Origin of the sequence: Engelhardtia mirabilis (genome assembly GCF_007748095.1) — a bacterium.
In the GTDB taxonomy this organism is placed as follows: domain Bacteria; phylum Planctomycetota; class UBA1135; order UBA1135.
This window is the reverse complement of the sequence record NZ_CP036287.1, coordinates 1,151,552-1,169,326: the sequence shown is the minus strand read 5'-3', so window position 1 is coordinate 1,169,326 and position 17,775 is coordinate 1,151,552. Positions and strand designations below refer to the sequence as shown.

Genomic DNA, 17,775 nt, shown 5'->3' with positions numbered 1-17,775 from the left:
CGGGACCCCTCTCATCGGCGCCCGTGCGGCGTCGGCTGAGGCCGGATGGCAGTCCGGGGGCGCGGGGCGGCCGGTATCCGGGTGCCTGGGGATGGGGAGGCGGGGTTCGAGTCGCGCGAGGCGCGATTTCGGGCCCTGCAGGATACCCGGGTACGGCCCAGGGACTGTCAAGGTGGGATCGATCCGACGGCTTTCTGGCGGCGCCCTCGGCCGGGTCACGACCGGCGGGAGAAGGGTCGGGCGCTGTCGAGGCAGCTGCTCCCCACGGCTCGCTAGACTCTCGGACCGGGCCGGCCGTGAATGGTCCGATTCGCCGGCACTCGGTCGCAGCCCGCCCAACGACTTCCGGGGCGCGATCGGTGTTCCCTGCTGATCGCCAGCCCGCCCTTGCGCCCCGCCATGCCACACGCGAGCCCCTCGCCGGGGCGGCCCGCGAGCCGAGCCCTGGCCGTGCCGCTCCTCGGCGCCCTCCTGGCCGCCGGCTGCGGGGGTGACCAGCGGCCGGATCCGGTCCCGCTCAGCGCGGGCTACGAGGTGCCTCCGCTCGAGGCCGGGCCGTGGCGTCTGCCCGCGGAGGGGTGGCCCGGGTGGAGCCTGGAGCCGCTCGGATCCGGCGACGGGGTCACCGCCGTCCTCGACACGCCGCTGGAGGCCTGGGAGCGAGGGCCGCTCGACGGGGTCTGGGTCCTGCCGCTGCCGGTCCCGCTGCTCCGCCCGACCGATGCCGTGCTGCTGCTCGACGACGTCGAGGCCCCGCGCTTCCCCCTCGGCCAGGCCCTGCCGAGCCCGGCCGAGGTCGAGGCCAACCGCGGTCGCTGGCTCGCAGCCGGCTCGCAGATCTGGCTGTCGGCGCCCGAGCCTCCCCAGCGAGCACAGGTGCGGCTGACCCTGCCCCTGGGCGAGCTCGGACCGTTCGGTTGGCGCTTGCGGCTGCCCCAGCTCTCCGCCAACGGCATCCCGCTCACCATGGGCCAGCCGCGGCGGATCGACTTCGCCCCGTCCGCGGTCGAGCGCGAGCTGCGCGTCGCGACCTGGTCCGCCGCCAACGCGGAGGTCGCCGACGGTCAACCGGTCACCTTCCGCTTCGACGTCGACGGTCGGGAGGCAGCCCGCTTCGAGCAGGCGGCGACCTTTGTCGGGAGTCGGACCACGCGCTGCATCGAGATCCCCGCCGGAGCGCGGTCGGTGACCCTGACCGTCGACGGACCGCCGTGCCTCGCCGCGGCGATCGACCCCTGGATCGACGTGCCGCGGGCCCGCTCGGACGATACGCGGCCCGACATCGTCGTGTTCCTGGCCGACACCCTGCGGGCGGACATGCTCGCCGCCTACCGCGACGACGACCCTGGCGCCGGGCCGATGCCCGGGGTCGACGCCCTTGCGGCGCGGTCGCGTGTGTACCTCGGCGCGCGGTCGAACGCGCCGTGGACGCTGCCCTCGCAGGCCTCGCTCCTGACCGGCCTTCCGCCCCTCGGGCACGGCGCGATCAACTCCGGGCGCTCGCTGCCCGACGCCCTGCCGCGCCTCGCCGCGCTGCTCCAGGAAGCGGGTTATCGGACGGCGGCCGTGACCGAGGGTGTCTACGTCTCGGCCGACTACGGCCTCGACCGCGGCTTCGCCGTGTTCGACGAGCGGTCACGGTCCGTCGAGCGCACCGTGGAGACGGCCCTCGCCGAGCTGCGCGACGACGATCCCCGGCCCCTCCTGCTGTACGTCCAGAGCTACCGCGCCCACGCCCCCTACCACGCCGGGCCCGACGGACCGCTGCCCGACGTCGCCGCGCGCCTGCGGCCCGGGCTCGGTCCGCGTCTGAGGGACGCTGCGCTGCTCGACCCGAGCCTTGATCCACGGGGGCTCGACGAGGCGGGGCTGGCCGGGGTGTTTCGCGGCGTCGTCGAGCGCGACTGGGACCTCTACGTCGCCAGCGCCAAGGCGCTCGACTCGGCCCTCGCCCCGCTCTGGTCCGCGTTGGACGAGCGGGCCGTGCCGACCTTCACAGTCTTCACCAGCGACCACGGCGAGGAGTTCGGCGAGCACGACGGCGCATCGCACGGACACGCCCTCTGGGAGGAACTGATCCGGATCCCGCTGTTCATCCACGGCCCCGACATCGCGCCCGGGTTCGACCCTACGACCGTGAGCCTGCTCGACCTCACGCCGACGATCGCCTCCTGGGCGGGGGTGGAACCGGACCCGCGCTGGGTCGGTGTGCCACTGGGCGGCGCCTCCGCGGGCAGTGCGGCGTTCGCCTGGGCCTGCACCTCCGCAGAGCACCCCGAGTCGCGGGCCATCGTGGCCGGTGTCGACAAGTGGATCGAGTGGGACGAGCCCCAGCGCCTGCAGCACTTCGACCTCGAGCTCGATCCGAACGAGTGGGCACCGACCCCGGTCGAGTCGCCATCGCCGACCCTCGAGGCCCTGCAAGCGCGTCAGCGAGCGCTCTCGGTCCCGCCCGCGGTGGCTCCCCGCCGGGCCGTGCTCGGGCCCGAGGCGCGGGCCCGGCTGCGCGCGCTGGGCTACGCCGCCGACGAGGACTGAGCGCCAACGGGCGGACCCGAACGTCTCGTGCGGCGCCGCGCACGAAGCGCGACGCCGCACGATGAGCATCCTGGATCAGCGCTTCGGCGGCACCACCAGCGGGTCCGGTGGGACCAGGGCCCGAGGAGCACTGCCAGATTCTTGATCCGGGAAGCTGGCTCGCAGCCGCGATCAGGCGGGCAGCAGGCCGCGCTCGCGCAGGTAGGCCAGGATCTTCTCGCCCGACTCCTCGATCGACTCGTTGCCGGTGTGGACCACGATCTCGGCGTTCTCGGGCTCGTGGTAGGGATCGGAGACCCCGGTGAACTCCTTGATGATGCCGGCGCGGGCCTTCTTGTAGAGGCCCTTGGTGTCGCGCTCTTCGACCACGGCGAGGGGCGCCTCGACGTAGATCTCGATGAAGGGCGCCTCGGACAGCTCGCGGCACTCACGACGCACTTCGCGGTAGGGCGAAATGGCCGCGGTGATCGAGCACACGCCGTTGCGCGACAGCAGGTTCGCGACGTAGCCGATACGGCGGATGTTGGTGTCGCGGTCTTCCTTCGAGAAGCCGAGCCCCTTCGAGAGGTTCTGACGAACCTCGTCGCCGTCGAGGGTCTCGACGAGGACACCGAGGTCCTTCAGCTTGGGGGTGATGTACTCGGCCAGGGTGCTCTTGCCAGCACCCGAGAGGCCGGTGAACCAAAGGATGAAGCCTTGGCGGTCGGACATGGGATCAGGTTGGGTCGGGGGGTAGGAGTGGGTTCAGGACGACGCGGGTGCGCCCGCGCGTTGATCGGTGCGCGCGACGCAGGGCGCCGCGCGCATCTGCGCCGAAGCTCAGCGCAGCTTGCCCTCGAGGTAAGGCACCTCGAAGGTCTTCTCGTGCATGATCGGACCGTGGCCGAAGTAGCCACCCTCGCCGAAGCACTCGCCGTGGTCGGCGGTGACGATGATGTAGGTGTTCTCCGGGACCATGTCGTAGAGCTGCTCGAAGACGCCGTCGAGGTACCTGACGGTGTCGATCTGGCGCTCCTTGAGCTGGTCCATCTTGTCCTGGTCGAAGAACTGGAACTCCTCCTTGAAGTCCGGGTCGTTCTCGTCGATCTGCGCGTTCATCTTCTTGAACACGCCGTTGACGCCCGAGATCCGCGGCCACATGGACGAGTCTTCATTGGGCTTCGCGTAGGGGTAGTGCGTCTCCCCCACGTTCAGCATGTAGAAGCTGGGGCGCTCCGAGTCGAACTTCAGCGTCGGCAACATGGCGGCCATGTCGTTGTGGCTGTCCATCAACTGGAAGCTGTCGAAGAAGCGGTTGACGCCCGTCTTGGGGTTCAGCACCGGCAGCGACACGCGCGCACCGGTGTGGTAGCCCATCTTGTTCCGCAGGAACTCCGGCAACCACAGACCAGGCACCATCTCGCCGAAGTCGATCTTCTTCGACCCGGCGCCCAGGCGCGCGTTGTAGTTGTAGAAGTCTTCCTTGTAGTACTCGCTCGCGTAGACGTGTTGCGGGCTCGTGTGCGGGAAGAGTCCGGTCAGAAGGTTGTAGTGCGACGGCGCCGTCCAAGAGGCGTAGGTGTAGCGCTTCTCGACCTTGCCACCCGACAGCTTCGTGATCGTCTTCGGCGCCGCCTCCATGAAGGAGTCGTAGCGGCACGAGTCGAGCGTGATCACGATGAAGTGGTTCTCGGCTTGGGGCGCCGGATGCGGCGGCATGCCGCCCCCACGCAGGGGCAGCGGACGCGGCTTGGGCTTGGGGCCCGGCTCCGGCTTCGCCTTGAAGATGTCGAAGAGTCCCATGGGAGCTGCCTTACTTCTTCTTGGCGGCGTAGAAGCGCACCAGCACTTCGGCCGTGGACGGACGCATGATGCGCGGATCGGGCTTCTGACCTTCCACCAGTTGCTCGCGCACCTTGGTGCCCGAGATGCTGACCATGGTCTTGTCCTTGTTCTCGGCCACCAGGCCCACGCGGCCCAGCTCCTCGAAGTAGGCGGCGAAGCCGACGTTCACGGTCTTGATCTGCAGATCGCCCTCGATGTTCTGGAAGATCTCCTGGGCGTCGAAGTCACCCCAGATCGGGGAGCCGTCGAAGAAGGGCGCGTCGGCGTGCTTGCGGCCGATGATGAAGTGGGTCAGACCCAGGTTCTGGCGGTAGATGGCGTGCATCAGCGCCTCGCGCGGACCGCCGTAGTACATCCGCATGTCCAGGCCGATCAGCGACAGCTGGTCGTTGAGGTCTTGTCCCTTGGACTTCCAAAGGGCCTCGTCCTTGTCGCCGTCGCCGAGGAAACGCCCCTCGACCAGGCGCTCGTAGGTCTCCATGCGGGTCGCCGCGGGGACGTCGTCACCCTTGAGCTGACCGACGAGCGGGTTGAGGATCACGCCGGTGTTGCGGCCGGTCTCGCGCAGGATCACCTCGGCCCCGTAGACCAGGGCGTACTCGTGGGCGCGGTGCAGCGGGTTGCGGGTCTGGAAGCCGATGGTCTGCTCCCAGCCGGCCTGGGCGATCAGCGAGCGCGTCTCGCGCGGCGACATCACGCGCTTGGCGAAGGGGCGCTCGTCCTTGAAGGGCACCAGGCGGATCTTGCCGGCGACGTACTTCGAGCGCTTGTCCTCGGTCCACAGGGCGCCGCCGGGGTGGTCGGTGCGGTCGGTCCCGTAGCAGCCCTTGATGAAGGCGGCCTTGTCCCAGTCGTTGATCTCGGCGACCTCGAGCACGCCGAAGACGTGACCGTCGCGCACGAGCGCGGCCTTGCCACCGACCTCGAGCGTCGCGGCCTCCGCATCGGTCACCGGCAGGATGGTCGGGATGCCCCAGGCCCATTTCTTACCACCGCGCTCGATGTAGGCGCCCTTCAGGACGGTCGCCATGTCGGCCGCGCCCATGGGGCCCTCGATCGGGCTCAGGGTGCCGTCCGCGATGCGGTAGAGGGTGGTCTGGTCGGTCTCGTTGACGTCGATGCGCGGCGCATCCTCGAGGGTGGCGCGGTCGAAGTCAGCCTCGGCGACGTGACGATCGACGGGGGCGTCGAGTCCGCCGTGCACGGGGGCGATGTTGGAGCTCATCTGGGGCTTCGGTGGAAGAGGCGGCGCGGGGCCGCGAGGAACGTGGTCGGGTCGGGACTCCGGCGACGATCATCGGTGGCTCGAAAGCCGTCGACGTCCGGTCGCGCGGTCACTCGGGGGTCGGGGGGATGGCTGTGCGCTCGCGGAGGCGCACTCGGATTGCTGGGTCCGGCTGCAGAGGATCCGGCTGGAGAACGGCCGGTCAGAGGTAGCCGAGGTTCTTGAGCTTGCGCTTGACGTCCTCGAGCTCCTCCTTGGAGAAGTCGGTGCGCTCGACCTCGTCGTGCTCGCCCATCAGGTCGCGCAGGACGTAGACGATGAAGTCCGTCGGCGAACTGAAGCCGGACCCCTCGACGACCGCTTGGATCTTGCGGTAGAGGGGGCGGGGGATCTTGACGGTGACCTTGGACTCGCGCACGGCGGGGGGAGGGAGGAAGACGAAGGGGGTCGGAGGCGGGGGGACCGGGCGCAGCGGAGGTGGTGCCGGCGTCCGACAGTCACACTCCGATCAGAGTGTGATCTGGGCTCGAGGGGCGTTCTCGAGGCCCTGGATGGGGGCTGCACTCCGATCAGAGCACTCAATGCACTCCAATCGCACTCCGGGAGGATACTCCGATCGGAGTGTCGCGCCACCCCTGGCCCGTCACTCGAGACGGATGCCGGCCGCAAGCGCGGGCCCACGGTGAATTTGCAGCAACCCGCGGAATCCCGCGGATAGCCTCCCCGGTGCCATGGTCCCGACCCACCGAACCCTGCTCCCGATCCTGCTCAGCCTGCTCCTGACCGCCTGCGGCATCGACGCCGGGGACATGAACGGCAGCGGCTACCGGGCCCTCGCCTTCGAGCTGCCCGACGAGGCCACCAAGTACTTCGGCGCGGCCCGGGACCTGATCACCGACGAGGTCGGCGCGGGGGACCTGACCACCCACCCCGAGTACGCGCGGATGCGGGCCGGGGAGCTGATCGTGTCCGTGTGGGAGCAGCCCGAGACCGCCTTCGACGAGCTGCGCGCCGAGGCGGCCAGGGTGCCCGGCCTGCTCAACCCCAAGCGTGCCGAGCTGCTGATCGACAACTGGGCCCGGGCGGAGCGCCTGGGCGAGGCCCTGGCCATTGCCGAGTTCGCCGTGGAGCAGTTCCCGGGCGAAGAGCGCCTGGCCACCCGTCGCGAGAACCTGCGGGTTCGGATCAACGGGCCGGACGGCAGCGGCGAGTCGGTGCCGAACTTCGCGCCCGCGCGCGGGCCCGCCCCGCCCGACGCCGACTCCGACGGCGTCTGAGCTGCGGCTGATGCTTGGTTTTCGACGTGATTCCGCTGCCACCCGCCAACGGGGGCCGAGCGGGGGCGTATCCAACCGGTGAGCGCACCGTGGGCACGGCGCGCCCCACCCTGACTCCTGGTCTCTGACTCCGAAGCTTCTGCAGCGCCTCGACGCGGACTCCTGACCCGCGTGCGAATCTGGCCGGTCGGCTGGCAGCGCAGTAGGCTTCGGCGTCGCGAGCGGGCCGTGGGCGGGAAGGTCCGGCCGGACTGACCCGCCCCCACCGCGCCCGACGCTCCTGCTGAGCCCCGTCTCAGCCGATTCGGAGCGACGCCTTCCGATCGATCTGCGCCAGCCGGTGCTTCGGGTCGACGCCCTCCACGCTCCGCCACCAGGAGCCGAACCATCCATCGAGCCATGCGTTCCCTTCGCCTCTTCGCCGCCTGCAGCCTGATCGCCCTCGTCTCCTGTGGCGGCGCCGCGACCCCGACCGACCTCCACAACCAGGGCCTCGACCAGGCCAGCGCCGGCGACTTCGACGCCGCCATCGCCTCCTACAACGACGCGCTGAAGAGTGCCGACGGCGACCTGGCCCTGACCATCCGTCTCGACCTGGCCAACGCCCTGACCCACACGGACGCCTCCGCCGCGACGGACGTGTTCATGGCCATGGTCGAGGAGCACGGCGACGAGCTGACCGAGCGCGACTTCATGGGCATCGGCCGCCAGCTCAAGGACGCCAAGGCCTACTCCGAGGCATCGACCGTGGTCGACGCCGGTATCAAGCACTTCGGCGAGTCCGAGTCGCCCAAGCTCGTCGAGCTGATGGAGCTGATCAAGCGCGACGTCCTGGCCTCCGGCGACGCCGCTGGCATGGCCGCCCTCGAGGGTCTGGGCTACATCGGCGAGTGAGGCCGCCCACCCCGGACCGGACCTGATCCGGGCCGGCGACGACACGGGCGCAGAACGCCGCAGGGCCCCGACCACGGGGACCTGCGGCGTTCTTCGTTCGGAGGCGGGCGAGGACCAACTCCGCTGCGGCCATCGCGTACCTGCGGCGGTCCCCAGCACGGAGAGCCCCCTTGCCGCAGTCGATCGAGAACAACATCGCCCGTCCGCTCGCTGTCTGCTTGGGCGAGCAGACTCGCGGTTCCAGCGCGGAACAGCGTTGCGGGCGTTTCACCGTCCCCCTCGCCGGGCTGCTACTCCTCGCCTTGCAGGCCTGTTCCGACCCCGGAGCCGCCGAACTTCAGGTCGCCGCGCTCGACGCTCGCAGCGCCGGCGACTTCCAACGCTCGGTCACCCTGCTACGGCGCGCCCTCGATTCGACCGACCCCACGGACCCCCTGGCTCCGAGCCTGCGGCGCGACCTGGGCCAGGCCCTGATCCCGCTCAACAGTGGCGAGGCGGCCGTGATCCTGCTGGAGCTGGCCGAGGAGCACCCGGACCTCTACCAGCGCCGCGACTACGCCTCCGGCGCCAAGCAGCTCGCCGAACAGCGGGACTTTCTCTCTGCTCTGGACCTGGTCCACGCGGGCCTCGCTCGCTTCGAGGACGACTCACCCCTGCAAGCGCTGCTGAAGAGCATCGAGGACGAGTCCGAGCGCGATCCACAACTGAAGAGCAAGCTCGAGTCCCTCGGCTACATCTCCAAATGACGACGCCGGTCAGTCCGTGACTGAATCGCGCCGGCCGCGGGGTCTCTTGCATCGCAGACCCCGCGGCGCGGTCAATGGGCCCACGGCGCTGGGCGACTCAGGGGGCGGTGACCATCAGCCCGTTGCTCGCGGCGGCGCCGAGCGGCGCGAGGGCGTCGGGGATCCAAACCTGGCTGAAGATCTGTGCGCCGCCAGGCAGGGCCGGCGCGATCGTCAGGTCGACCTGGAGCGAGCCGTCGACCTCGGTCGAGAGCGTCGTGACGACGACGTCCGGGAAGGGCACCAGCACGCCGCCCAGGAAGGGCAGCGAGACTTGGGAACCTCCGAGCACGACCAAGGCTGGTGACGCGGGTCGGCCACCGGTCAGGGTCAGGGTCAGCGCCGCGTTCTGGGCGGTCAGACCGCAACCCGTGAGTACCGGCAGTCCCTTGGTACCGAACTGGCCTCCGCCGAGCCCGGCCCAGGCCCCGACGGGAACGTCGAAGGAGTAGCCCGCCCCCACGTTGCCCACCCGGATCGCGCCGACTATCACGTGGGATCCATCGATGTCGACCGCCGACCCGAACAGGTCCCCGGCGCCGCCGCTGCTCGCCAGCAGCTTGGCCAACTCGGCTCCCGTGTAGGGATCGAACAGGTACGCAGACCCCGAGTCGTAGCCCTGGTCGTAGTCGCCGCGGGCGCCCACGATCGCCAGGTTGCCGTGGATCCCGACGGCGACCCCGAATTGGTCACTCGCAACACCGTCGCTGGGCTCGAGCACCGCCAAGAGCGCGCCCGAGGGAACGTCGAAGGTGATCGCAGCGCCCTCGAGTCCGACGACGAGGGTATCGCCACTGAGTGCCAGAGCCTGGCCGAACGAGTCGAGCTGGCTCGGCCACGCGATCGTGCGCAGGAACAGTCCGTCGCTGGCCCTGAACAGATGCACGGCGCCGAGACTGCCCACCGCCACGCTCGAGTCGGAGATCGCCACGCTGCGCCCGAACTCGTCGGGCCACTGGGCCGTCGCGGGAGCGAGCTTGGCCAGGGCGGCGGACTGCCCCACGTCATAGAGGTACGTCGAGCCGCTGCCGGCGCCGACGAGGTCATCCGGCGCACCCACGACGGCGCGCTGTCCGCTGATCGCCACCGCGAGGCCGAACCTGTCCCCCGTTTCGGGGTCGTCGGCCAGCAGCTCAAGGACGAGGGAGCCGGAGACCGCATCGAACATGAAGGCCTGCCCGGCATTGGGCAGGACTCCACTGGCGATCGGCGCGCCGACGATCGCGAGACCGCCGTCGATCGCGACCGCATGCCCGAAGCCGGCGCCGAGCGTCCCCACCCCCGCGTCCAGCTCGAACAGCTCCGATCCGCTGACCAGGTCGACGATTCTCGCGCCGCGACTCTTGCTGCCGATGACTCCCAGCGAGCCGTCGACGCCGACCGACCTGCCGAAGTCCTCGAAGACCAGACTGGCGCTGTCCACGAACTTGCGAGCCTCGGTGCAGACCTGCGCGGGGTCAGGCAGCGGAGCGAGGTTGCAGTCGGACAGGTCGAAGACGACGACGTAGCCCGCGCCGCCGCTCCCGTTCGTCGTCCTGCCGACGGCCACGAGGTCGCCTCCGATCGCGATGCTGGAGCCGCCCAGGGAGTAGGAGACGGGCCCGTCGGCGATCAGCTTGCCGACCTGGGCTCCCGAGGCGAGGTCGTAGACGTAGCTGCCGGAAGCCTGCGTCGTGGCGGCCAGGCCACCGTCGGCGGTCACTGAAGTGATCGTCGAGATGCTGTCCTCGGGTGTCAGGTGCATTCGCTGGATGCCCGACGCAACGTCGAAGACCAGGGTCTCGGCATTCGTCGACTGCGGGCCGGATCGAGCGACGAGCGCCGTCCCCCCGCCCAGGGCGATCGGCCCGAAGCCCTGGGGCCCGGCGTACTCCGGCACGAGCTGTCCGATCTGCGCGCCGGTGCTCAGCTCGTACAGCAAACCGAGACCGCCGTTGCCACGGACCAGGATCCGGCCCTGGTCCACTGCGATCGCCTTGCCGAAGGCGCCGAGGTAGTCCGCGCCGCTCGGCGACAGCTTGTACAGCTCGACGCCAGTGATCGCGTCGAAGGCGTAGAGCGAACCGACGCCGAAGGTCCCGGTGGCGCTCGAGTGGCTACTGACCAACGCGATCGTGCCCTCGATCGCGACGGCGGTCCCGAAGTGCTCCTTGGGCGTCGCGACAGAGGGATGGAGCTCGGTCACCAGGCTGCCCGTCGTCACGTCGACGACGTAGGCGGACCCGGCGTTGCCGACGAACGAGACGGTCGAGTCGGGAGCTCCGACAACCATCAGGTTTCCGTCGAGGTCCAGTGTCGATCCGAACTTCGAGGCGCCGCTCGCAGCCGGCGGCGTAACGCGCACGAGCTGCGCGCCGGTCGCGGCGTCGAAGACCGTGACCGAACCTGTCTGGCCGGCGGTGGGCGCGCCGACTGCTACCAGCCCCCCGTCGACGGCGACCGCCGCGCCGAACTGGTCAACCGCCGTCCCGTCCTCGGCTTCGAGGACCAGGAACTGATCACAGACCTGCGCGGGGGTGCTGCTGGCGAGGGCGGTACAGAGCAGCGTCGCTGCGAGCGGGACAGAGAGGTTCATTGGTCAGAGCCGTTGGTCAAGGGTGGAAAGGGTGCTCCGTCCTCCGGCGACGGGGGCGGCAGCGAGTCTTGCCGTTCCTCTGACTCGCGGAAGAACGGCCAACCAGAGCCTATGCCGAATCGGCCGCAGCGGGCGGCTCGAGACCGCCTCAGTCGGTCACGTGGACCCGCGCCGAGTAGGTCCGCTCGGGATCGCCCGTCACGCCGGTCAGGAGCAGGCTCGCGAGGGTCGGCTCGGCCTTGCCGCGGAATACGACCTTGTCGTTCAGGCGCACGACGACGTCCTTCGACAGGTCGAGCATCCCGTCGTTCAGGAGGATCGAGAAGCCCGAGCCGAGGCGCTCGGCGGTCAGCCGAACCTCGTTCTCGTCGGGCACGAGCTCGGCGACGACGATCTCCCCGGGCACCGGCGACTCCCAGAACAGCCAGTAGAACTGCCGCTTCCACGACAGGACCGGCTGCCACACGAGTTTGTTCGGGCAAGCGTCGCGCTCGGCGTCCCCGATGCGCTCGAGGAAGTCGCCGAAGCCGCCGGGCGGCGCGTCGTGGCCGTAGCCGTTCTCCTCCCAGTACTCGAAGCCCTCATAGCCGCCCCACTGGGCCTTGGCCTTGCCGACCTCGGCGTTGGCCACGCGGTTGGCGTCGGGTGGCACCTGGGGGTCGTCGCCGGATTGATAGACGACCAGGCGCGTGTTGCGAAGGTTGGGGATCACGCCCCAGTCGATGCCGTAGAAGACGCCCTCGCGATCGACCAGCGGCGTCGGCGCCCCGGCGGAAGCCGCGAGTCCGGCCCAGCGATCGGCGTGGCGCGCTCCCAGGGTCCAGGTCCCGTAGCCGCCCATGGAGTGGCCGCAGAGGTAGATGTGATCGCGGTCGAGCTCGTAGGTCCGCACCGCGCGGTCGACCAGCTCGAGCACGAACTCCTCGGTGCCGGAGGTCGTCCAACCGTGCTCGGTCTTCTCGAGCACCTCGGGGAAGATCCCCAGCCACTTGCGATCGGACACTGCGCTGCCGAAGGCGCTGGCCGCCGCGCCCGCGTCGCCGGAGCCGAGCCCGCCCCCGTGCATCGAGATCACCAGCCCCTTGGGCTTCTTGGTCTTGCCCCCGACGATGTACTTGCCGCGCTCGCCCCCCTCGCGCTCCTCCCACAAATAGTGCTGCCCGGACTTCTTCTTGGAGGGCAGTTGCGGGCCCTCCATCCAGCGCTCGAGCAGGTCCTCGCGCCAGTCCTTCTCGGCCCGCGCGTCGAGAACCGGCAGGGACTCGAGCGAGACGAGGATCTCGCGCTGTCGCGCCCACTGCGTCCCCACAGCCCGCGGACCCAACTCGAGGTACTGGTCGACCAGGGCGTCGACTCGGTCCTTGTCGAGCGGGGGCTCGGAGTCCTGGAGACCGACGAAGGAGAACGCGAGGGCCGCGACAGCGAGGGCAGGAGCGAGCTGCATGGGAGCCAGCTTAGCTCCGACTGCGACGGACGGGCGGATCGCGCCTTGGAGAGGGACTTCGCGCCACACCCAGGGCGGAGCAGTCCCCCCCGAGCTCAGTCCTCGCCCTGCGCGAGCGTGTACGCCAGCTCGCCGTCGAACTCGTACAGCTTCTCGATCTGCATGAACCGGTACTCGGTCGTGACCTTCGTCAGCAGCTCGAAGAACTCCACGTCGGCCAGGTCGGCCTCGGCGTCGCGCAGCACGAAGCGGCAGCGCCAGTGGTCCACGCAGTCGGTGGGCGCGCCCGTGGGCGGGTACACCACCGTGCCGCGGTTCGAGATGATCTTGAGCCGCAGGGCGGTGCCTTCGGCCAGCTCCTCCAGCCGCTTGCCGATGGTCTGGGCGTCCTGACCCGACTCGAGGAAGATGTCGGCGCCCACCGTGCGGCGCGACTTGGGCGTCACGGTGACGGGGTTCGAGGTGACGTCCGGCAGGACCAAGGGCTTGTAGTTGCGCTCGACCCAAGCCTCGGGCTCGTGCCCCAGGTTGGCGATCACCGCGTCGGTGAAGGCCTGGGTGCCGCAGGGCGGCTGGTCACCGCTGATGTCGCCGGTGCGCGGTCCCTTCTCGAGGGTCAGGGCCACGGCCTTGTCGACCTTGTCGGCCACCTCGAACTGGCCCAGGTGGCGCAGCATCATCACAGCCGAGAGCAGCGTCGCCGTGGGGTTGGCCTTGTCCTGACCGGCGATGTCCGGCGCGGTGCCGTGGACCGCCTCGAAGATCGCCGCGTGTTTGCCCAGGTTGGCGCCGGGGGCGATGCCCAGGCCCCCCACCAGACCGCTGACGAGGTCCGAGAGGATGTCCCCGTTCATGTTGGTCGTGACCAGCACGTCGAAGCTCTCGGGGCTGCGCACCAACTGGTGGGCACAGTTGTCCACCAGCATGTACTGGGCCTCGATGTCGGGGTACTCGGTGGCCACCGCCTCGAAGGTGCGCTTCAGCATCCCTTCGGTGAGCTTCATGATGTTGGCCTTGGTGACGCAGGTCACCGTGCGCCGCCCCTCGGCGCGCGCGACCTCGAAGGCCAGGCGGCTGATCTTCTCGCAGCCCTTCTGGCTGATCAGCTTCAAGCACTGGGCCACGCCCGGCGTCTGCATGTGCTCGATGCCGGCGTAGAGGTCCTCGACGTTCTCGCGCACCACGACCATGTCGATGTTGCGGTGGGAGAAGGGCGTGGCGATGCCCGGGATCGTGCGCGCGGGCCGGGTGTTGCCGTAGGTCTCGAACAGCTTGCGGAGCGTGACGTTGGCGCTCTTGCCGCCGTAGCCGATGGGCGTCTCGAGCGGGCCCTTGAGCGCCACGCGCGTGCTCGCGATCGAGTCCAGGGTTTCCTGGGGCACCCCGGTGCGGTTGCCGGCCAGGAAGACCTGCTTGCCGGCGATGTGCTCGTGCCACTCGATGCGCGCTCCGGCGGCCTCCAACACGCGCTTGGCGGCGTTGGTGACCTCGGGCCCGATCCCGTCGCCGGGGATCAGGGTCACCGGGACAGCGGTGCCGACGGAGGCGTGGCGGGAGGGGGCGGCTGCAGTCTTTTCTTGGCTCATGGCGCGGTTCCGGAGGCTGTCGGCCCGGTAATCGGGCCGAACATTCTCCGCGACCGGGCCGGATCAGGCAACCGGGCACGACCCCCAGGCCCTGGCCCGGGAGCCCCCGGCGGCAGTTGCCAGCCGCCCGGACGACCCGAACAACGGACGGCTGGCCGACCTGGAAGCCGGACGCCGAGCCAAGCGATCAGCCGGTCAAGAAGCTGTCGTCACCCGCCGGGGGCGGCTTGGCGCCTTCCAGCTCGTGCTTGGTCAGCCACTTGGTCAGGTAGTCGTAGGCGTCGTCGACCGAGTCGGTGCGGTGGAACATGTCCAGGTCGCCCGGGCTGATCGTGCCGTGCTCGATCATCGGCTCGAGGTTCAGGACCTTCTCCCAGTAGTCCACCCCGAACAGCACCACCCCGATCTTCTTCTTGATCTTGAAGGTCTGGACGAGGGTGATCAGCTCGAAGAATTCGTCCAGCGTCCCGAAGCCCCCGGGCATCACCACCACGGCCTTGGCCAGGTAGCTGAACCAGAACTTCCGCATGAAGAAGTAGTGGAACTCGAACGACAGGCGGCGGGTGATGTACGGGTTGTCGTTCTGCTCGAAGGGCAGCGAGATGTTCAGGCCGATGTTCTCGCCCTTGGCCTCGCTGGCGCCGCGGTTGGCGGCCTCCATGATCCCCGGCCCGCCGCCGGAGCAGATCACGAAGCGCCGGTCGGTGCCTTCCAGGCTCTTCGACCATTCCGTCAGTCGGAACGACAGCTCGCGCGTGGCCTCGTAGTAGCGCGACATCTTGAGGCGCCGCTTGGCGGTGGCGATCTTCTCGTCCTCGCCGGCCGTCTCGGCCTCGGCCAGCTCGCGCTCGGCCGTCTCCTGCGACGGGATTCGCGCGGAACCGAAGATCACGATCGTGTCGCGAATCCGCAGCTCGCGGAAGCGCGCCTCGGGCTCGACGTACTCGGCCAGAATTCGCAGGGGGCGCGCCTGGGGACTGCCCAGGAAGGCCTCGTTCTTGTACGCCTTGACGGCGCGGAAGCGGCTCTCACTCATGTCTTGGGGTCCCGCGGGTCGCAGCTCGGCGTGGTTCGGGCGTCCCATCGTGGCGCGCGACAGGGGGCGAATCCAGGGCCGCGACCGGTCAGCGACGACGCCAGCGCTGCACGTGGTGTGAAATCGAGAAGCCGCAGGCGGCGAGTTCGTCTTCCTGCGCGCCGACCGCCAGCCCCCGCAGGGCGATCCGACGGGCTCCCAGAGCCCCGGCCGCGGCCCGCGCGCGCTCGGCGCGCTGGGCCACCGACTTCGCCGCTGGGCTCGGCAGCGGCAAGCCCTCGAGGACCGCCACCTCGCCGCCGGGATCGGTGCGCGGCTGCAGGCCCCCGGAGGCCTCGGCTGCCCCGGGATCCACCGGCGCCCACCAGGTGCAGGCGACTTCGACCGGCCGGAATCCGGCCTCGATCAGCTCGGCGGCCAGGGCCTCGGCCCCCGGCAGCACCGCCAGCTCGACCTCGTCCCCGTGGGCCGTGGGGTCGGCCGAGAGCAGGCTCAGCACCCGCCGGTCCCCGGACCCTGCGGCCTCCTCGATCCGCCAGCGGGCGCGCTGTCCCTCGGCCGGCAAAGCCTTTGTCGGGTTCGTTCGGTCCCAGGCCTCTTCGCGCTGGTTCTCCTTGGCCCCCGCGCGCTGGGCCGCCCGGTCGAACAGGTCGTCCAGGTCCCGCGTGCGCTCCTGTTCTTTCGAAAAGGCCGCCTCGAACGCCTCGCCCGATCGCTCCTTGCGGGAGGACATGCGCGACATGGCGGCGCTCCAGTCTGCTTCGGTGAGCTTCGGCGTCCCCGCGGTGCCGGGCCCCATCGCACCGGCCTCGGGGGCCGCCGCCCAGCGCACCACGGTCGCGGTCAGGACGTCGACGGCGAGACGGCTGTTACACGACGGGCACTCGACGTCGATCTGCTTGCGATCCATGAATGGCAGTGTCGCCCCGTGGCCGACCGGCGCAAGGCGCCGGCGCGGGGCGGCGACCTTCCCGGCGGCCGTGTACCTGGCGCTGACCCCCGGCCCCGAGCCTCGACCCCCGGCTCTACCTTCCCTTGCATCACCAACTGCGAACCATGGGCGACCCCCCGCCCCGCTCGGACACCGCCCGGCCCGACGCCTGGCCGGTCCCCACCGCTGCGCTCGAGCGCCGGGTCGGCCTGGCCCTGTGGGCCCTTCTGGCCTGTGTCCTGTTGGTCTTGAGCAACGCTTGAGCGACGGCTGAGCGGCCGCGCCCCGGGCCAATCGTCAACCGCAGCACCGGGACCCCTTGCACGCTGGCCGAGGAGGGCTAGCCTGCCCGGGCCATGAACGCCCGCACGCAGCCCTCGACCTCACATCAGCGCCCCGGCCGCAACCTCGCCCTGGTCGCAGCCCTCGCCGTCGCCGCCCTCGGCAGCTCCTGCGCCTCCACCAAGGACGCCCTGCCCCCCGGTGCCGGCCTGCGCGCCCACGACCGCACCATGCCGAGCGGGGCGGTGACCTACGCCCAGCCCAACTGGATGGCGGGCGACGAGCTGATCTTCCGCCGCGGCGACCGCATCGAGCTGCGCTTCGTCGTGCGCGAGGGCACCGACGGGGGCTTCGTGCTCGAGGACCCGATCCAGGGCCGCGCGATGGTGCTCGACTCGACCCTGGCGCAGCTCGGCGAGCGCGACGTCGACGACGACGAGTTCGACGTGAGCTTCGACCCCTTCGACCCGAGCTACTCCTGGCCCCTGTGGGTCGGCAAGCGCTGGACCGGCGAGTACACCCTGCGCACCGAGGACGGCGACGTGCCGATCGTGGCCCACTACCACTGCGACGCGGTCGAATCCGTCGAGACCCCCGCCGGGACCTTCGAGGCCCTGCGGATCTGGCGCCGCGATCGGGTCAACGCCGAGGGCAACTACCTGGAGCGCACCAGCGTCGAGTGGTTCGCCCCGGAGGTCGGCTACATGGTCAAGCGCCTCGAGGACGGGCTCTCAACGGTCTTGGTCGAGTTCCACACCCAAGCCTCTTCCTGAGCCCCGCGACGAGGTCTTCAGAGGCAAGGTCCTCAAAGGCAGGGTCCTCAAAGGCAAGCGCCCGCGACCGTCTCTCGACGGTCGCGGGCGCTTGCCGTTCCCACCCTCGCCTCGCGGCGAGCGCGGGATCAGATCACTCGGCCTCGAACAGGAACGGACCGCCGTTGAGCAGGCTGTTCACGCGGGCCGGGGAACCCTCGGGGGTCCAGTGGTCGAAGGACGTACCCTCGCCGCGCCAGACGTCCTTGCCCCAGAAGTGGTAGGCGTCGACGATCAGGAAGTCGCCGATCGACGCGATGTAGTAACCCAGCGGGATGACCGGGATGAACCACAGCACGCCGTCGAGCAGCGGGTTGTCGATGTAGAGCTGCTGGTCGAAGTCGTCGACCGAGCGGCGCAGCTGGTGGGGGCCAGCGGCGCAGGACGAGAGGGCCAGGCCAGCAAGGGCGGCGATGGCGATGGATTTTTTCATCTCTGATCTCCTCGGAGCAGATGTGGGTCGGGTTGGCCGCCAGCGCGTCCGCGCTGGAGACCGATCGAAGGGAGCGGCCAACGCCGCGCCATCACAAGAACCGGGTCTGCCCCGCAGTTCAAGGGGCCGGACC

General features: G+C 70.0%; 16 protein-coding genes. 6 read left to right on the top strand and 10 right to left on the bottom strand.

From position 1 onward, the window contains the following. The first annotated feature begins 450 nt into the window (after nt 1–450). The gene (locus Pla133_RS04345; RefSeq protein ID WP_419192117.1) at nt 451–2,538 is read left to right on the top strand and encodes a sulfatase-like hydrolase/transferase; all 2,088 of its coding nucleotides are present in this window, start codon (nt 451–453) and stop codon (nt 2,536–2,538) included. Nucleotides 2,539–2,709: 171 nt separating this feature from the next. On the opposite strand, the gene cysC is transcribed toward Pla133_RS04345, so the two are convergent. The 4 genes from cysC to Pla133_RS04325 all read right to left on the bottom strand — a co-directional run bounded on the left by cysC (nt 2,710) and on the right by Pla133_RS04325 (nt 6,005). Continuing rightward, nucleotides 2,710–3,249 carry an adenylyl-sulfate kinase gene (gene cysC / locus Pla133_RS04340; protein ID WP_145062839.1) on the bottom strand — a complete coding sequence of 180 codons (540 nt, stop codon included), beginning with the start codon at nt 3,247–3,249 and terminating at the stop codon, nt 2,710–2,712. Nucleotides 3,250–3,357: 108 nt separating this feature from the next. Continuing rightward, nucleotides 3,358–4,320, bottom strand: a complete 963-nt coding sequence (locus Pla133_RS04335; protein WP_419192116.1) for a sulfatase-like hydrolase/transferase — start codon at nt 4,318–4,320, stop codon at nt 3,358–3,360. A gap of 10 nt (nt 4,321–4,330) precedes the next feature. Further along, nucleotides 4,331–5,587: a nucleotidyl transferase family protein gene (locus tag Pla133_RS04330; protein WP_145062837.1), complete on the bottom strand. Its 1,257-nt coding sequence runs from the start codon at nt 5,585–5,587 to the stop codon at nt 4,331–4,333. 202 nt (nt 5,588–5,789) lie between these two features. Further along, complete coding sequence (locus Pla133_RS04325) at nt 5,790–6,005, bottom strand: ribbon-helix-helix domain-containing protein (protein WP_145062835.1); 216 nt, start codon at nt 6,003–6,005, stop codon at nt 5,790–5,792. Nucleotides 6,006–6,318: 313 nt separating this feature from the next. Between Pla133_RS04325 and Pla133_RS04320 the strand changes: the two genes are divergently transcribed. From Pla133_RS04320 to Pla133_RS04310, 3 genes are all read left to right on the top strand, one after another. Further along, complete coding sequence (locus Pla133_RS04320; RefSeq protein WP_145062833.1) at nt 6,319–6,864, top strand: hypothetical protein; 546 nt, start codon at nt 6,319–6,321, stop codon at nt 6,862–6,864. Nucleotides 6,865–7,263: 399 nt separating this feature from the next. After that, on the top strand, nt 7,264–7,758 hold the full coding sequence (locus Pla133_RS04315; RefSeq protein WP_145062830.1) for a hypothetical protein: 495 nt from the start codon (nt 7,264–7,266) through the stop codon (nt 7,756–7,758). Nucleotides 7,759–7,928: 170 nt separating this feature from the next. Further along, nucleotides 7,929–8,504 carry a hypothetical protein gene (locus tag Pla133_RS04310; protein WP_145062827.1) on the top strand — a complete coding sequence of 192 codons (576 nt, stop codon included), beginning with the start codon at nt 7,929–7,931 and terminating at the stop codon, nt 8,502–8,504. A 97-nt stretch (nt 8,505–8,601) separates the two neighbouring features. Here the strand turns inward: Pla133_RS04310 and Pla133_RS04305 are convergent, their stop codons facing one another. The 5 genes from Pla133_RS04305 to Pla133_RS04285 form a co-directional block, all read right to left on the bottom strand. Beyond that, complete coding sequence (locus tag Pla133_RS04305; RefSeq protein WP_145062824.1) at nt 8,602–11,118, bottom strand: PQQ-binding-like beta-propeller repeat protein; 2,517 nt, start codon at nt 11,116–11,118, stop codon at nt 8,602–8,604. Nucleotides 11,119–11,266: 148 nt separating this feature from the next. Continuing rightward, nucleotides 11,267–12,562 carry a hypothetical protein gene (locus Pla133_RS04300; protein WP_145062822.1) on the bottom strand — a complete coding sequence of 432 codons (1,296 nt, stop codon included), beginning with the start codon at nt 12,560–12,562 and terminating at the stop codon, nt 11,267–11,269. Between the two features lie 95 nt (nt 12,563–12,657). Beyond that, entirely contained in the window at nt 12,658–14,148 is a 1,491-nt protein-coding gene (locus Pla133_RS04295) for an NADP-dependent isocitrate dehydrogenase (RefSeq protein WP_145062819.1), read from the bottom strand. A gap of 187 nt (nt 14,149–14,335) precedes the next feature. Further along, entirely contained in the window at nt 14,336–15,184 is an 849-nt protein-coding gene (locus Pla133_RS04290) for an LOG family protein (RefSeq protein WP_145062816.1), read from the bottom strand. Between the two features lie 88 nt (nt 15,185–15,272). Then, entirely contained in the window at nt 15,273–16,094 is an 822-nt protein-coding gene (locus Pla133_RS04285) for a hypothetical protein (RefSeq protein WP_145062812.1), read from the bottom strand. Nucleotides 16,095–16,240: 146 nt separating this feature from the next. On the opposite strand from Pla133_RS04285, the gene Pla133_RS25925 reads away from it, so the two are divergent. Then, nucleotides 16,241–16,378 (top strand): hypothetical protein, encoded by a 138-nt coding sequence (locus tag Pla133_RS25925; RefSeq protein WP_419192115.1) that lies wholly within the window; start codon nt 16,241–16,243, stop codon nt 16,376–16,378. A gap of 93 nt (nt 16,379–16,471) precedes the next feature. Then, nucleotides 16,472–17,170 carry a TapB family protein gene (locus Pla133_RS04280; protein WP_145062809.1) on the top strand — a complete coding sequence of 233 codons (699 nt, stop codon included), beginning with the start codon at nt 16,472–16,474 and terminating at the stop codon, nt 17,168–17,170. A gap of 133 nt (nt 17,171–17,303) precedes the next feature. On the opposite strand, the gene Pla133_RS04275 is transcribed toward Pla133_RS04280, so the two are convergent. Then, nucleotides 17,304–17,642 carry a hypothetical protein gene (locus Pla133_RS04275; protein WP_145062806.1) on the bottom strand — a complete coding sequence of 113 codons (339 nt, stop codon included), beginning with the start codon at nt 17,640–17,642 and terminating at the stop codon, nt 17,304–17,306. Between the last annotated feature and the right edge of the window lie 133 nt (nt 17,643–17,775).

What these genes read in the sequence shown, in the direction of transcription:
- Pla133_RS04305 (WP_145062824.1), bottom strand. Translation starts at nt 11,118, where the DNA reads ATGAACCTCTCTGTCCCGCTCGCAGCGACGCTGCTCTGTACCGCCCTC.
- Pla133_RS25925 (WP_419192115.1), top strand. Translation starts at nt 16,241, where the DNA reads ATGGGCGACCCCCCGCCCCGCTCGGACACCGCCCGGCCCGACGCCTGG.
- Pla133_RS04290 (WP_145062816.1), bottom strand. Translation starts at nt 15,184, where the DNA reads ATGAGTGAGAGCCGCTTCCGCGCCGTCAAGGCGTACAAGAACGAGGCC.
- Pla133_RS04275 (WP_145062806.1), bottom strand. Translation starts at nt 17,642, where the DNA reads ATGAAAAAATCCATCGCCATCGCCGCCCTTGCTGGCCTGGCCCTCTCG.
- Pla133_RS04280 (WP_145062809.1), top strand. Translation starts at nt 16,472, where the DNA reads ATGAACGCCCGCACGCAGCCCTCGACCTCACATCAGCGCCCCGGCCGC.
- Pla133_RS04320 (WP_145062833.1), top strand. Translation starts at nt 6,319, where the DNA reads ATGGTCCCGACCCACCGAACCCTGCTCCCGATCCTGCTCAGCCTGCTC.
- Pla133_RS04300 (WP_145062822.1), bottom strand. Translation starts at nt 12,562, where the DNA reads ATGCAGCTCGCTCCTGCCCTCGCTGTCGCGGCCCTCGCGTTCTCCTTC.
- Pla133_RS04295 (WP_145062819.1), bottom strand. Translation starts at nt 14,148, where the DNA reads ATGAGCCAAGAAAAGACTGCAGCCGCCCCCTCCCGCCACGCCTCCGTC.
- Pla133_RS04315 (WP_145062830.1), top strand. Translation starts at nt 7,264, where the DNA reads ATGCGTTCCCTTCGCCTCTTCGCCGCCTGCAGCCTGATCGCCCTCGTC.
- cysC (WP_145062839.1), bottom strand. Translation starts at nt 3,249, where the DNA reads ATGTCCGACCGCCAAGGCTTCATCCTTTGGTTCACCGGCCTCTCGGGT.
- Pla133_RS04335 (WP_419192116.1), bottom strand. Translation starts at nt 4,320, where the DNA reads ATGGGACTCTTCGACATCTTCAAGGCGAAGCCGGAGCCGGGCCCCAAG.
- Pla133_RS04330 (WP_145062837.1), bottom strand. Translation starts at nt 5,587, where the DNA reads ATGAGCTCCAACATCGCCCCCGTGCACGGCGGACTCGACGCCCCCGTC.
- Pla133_RS04285 (WP_145062812.1), bottom strand. Translation starts at nt 16,094, where the DNA reads ATGGATCGCAAGCAGATCGACGTCGAGTGCCCGTCGTGTAACAGCCGT.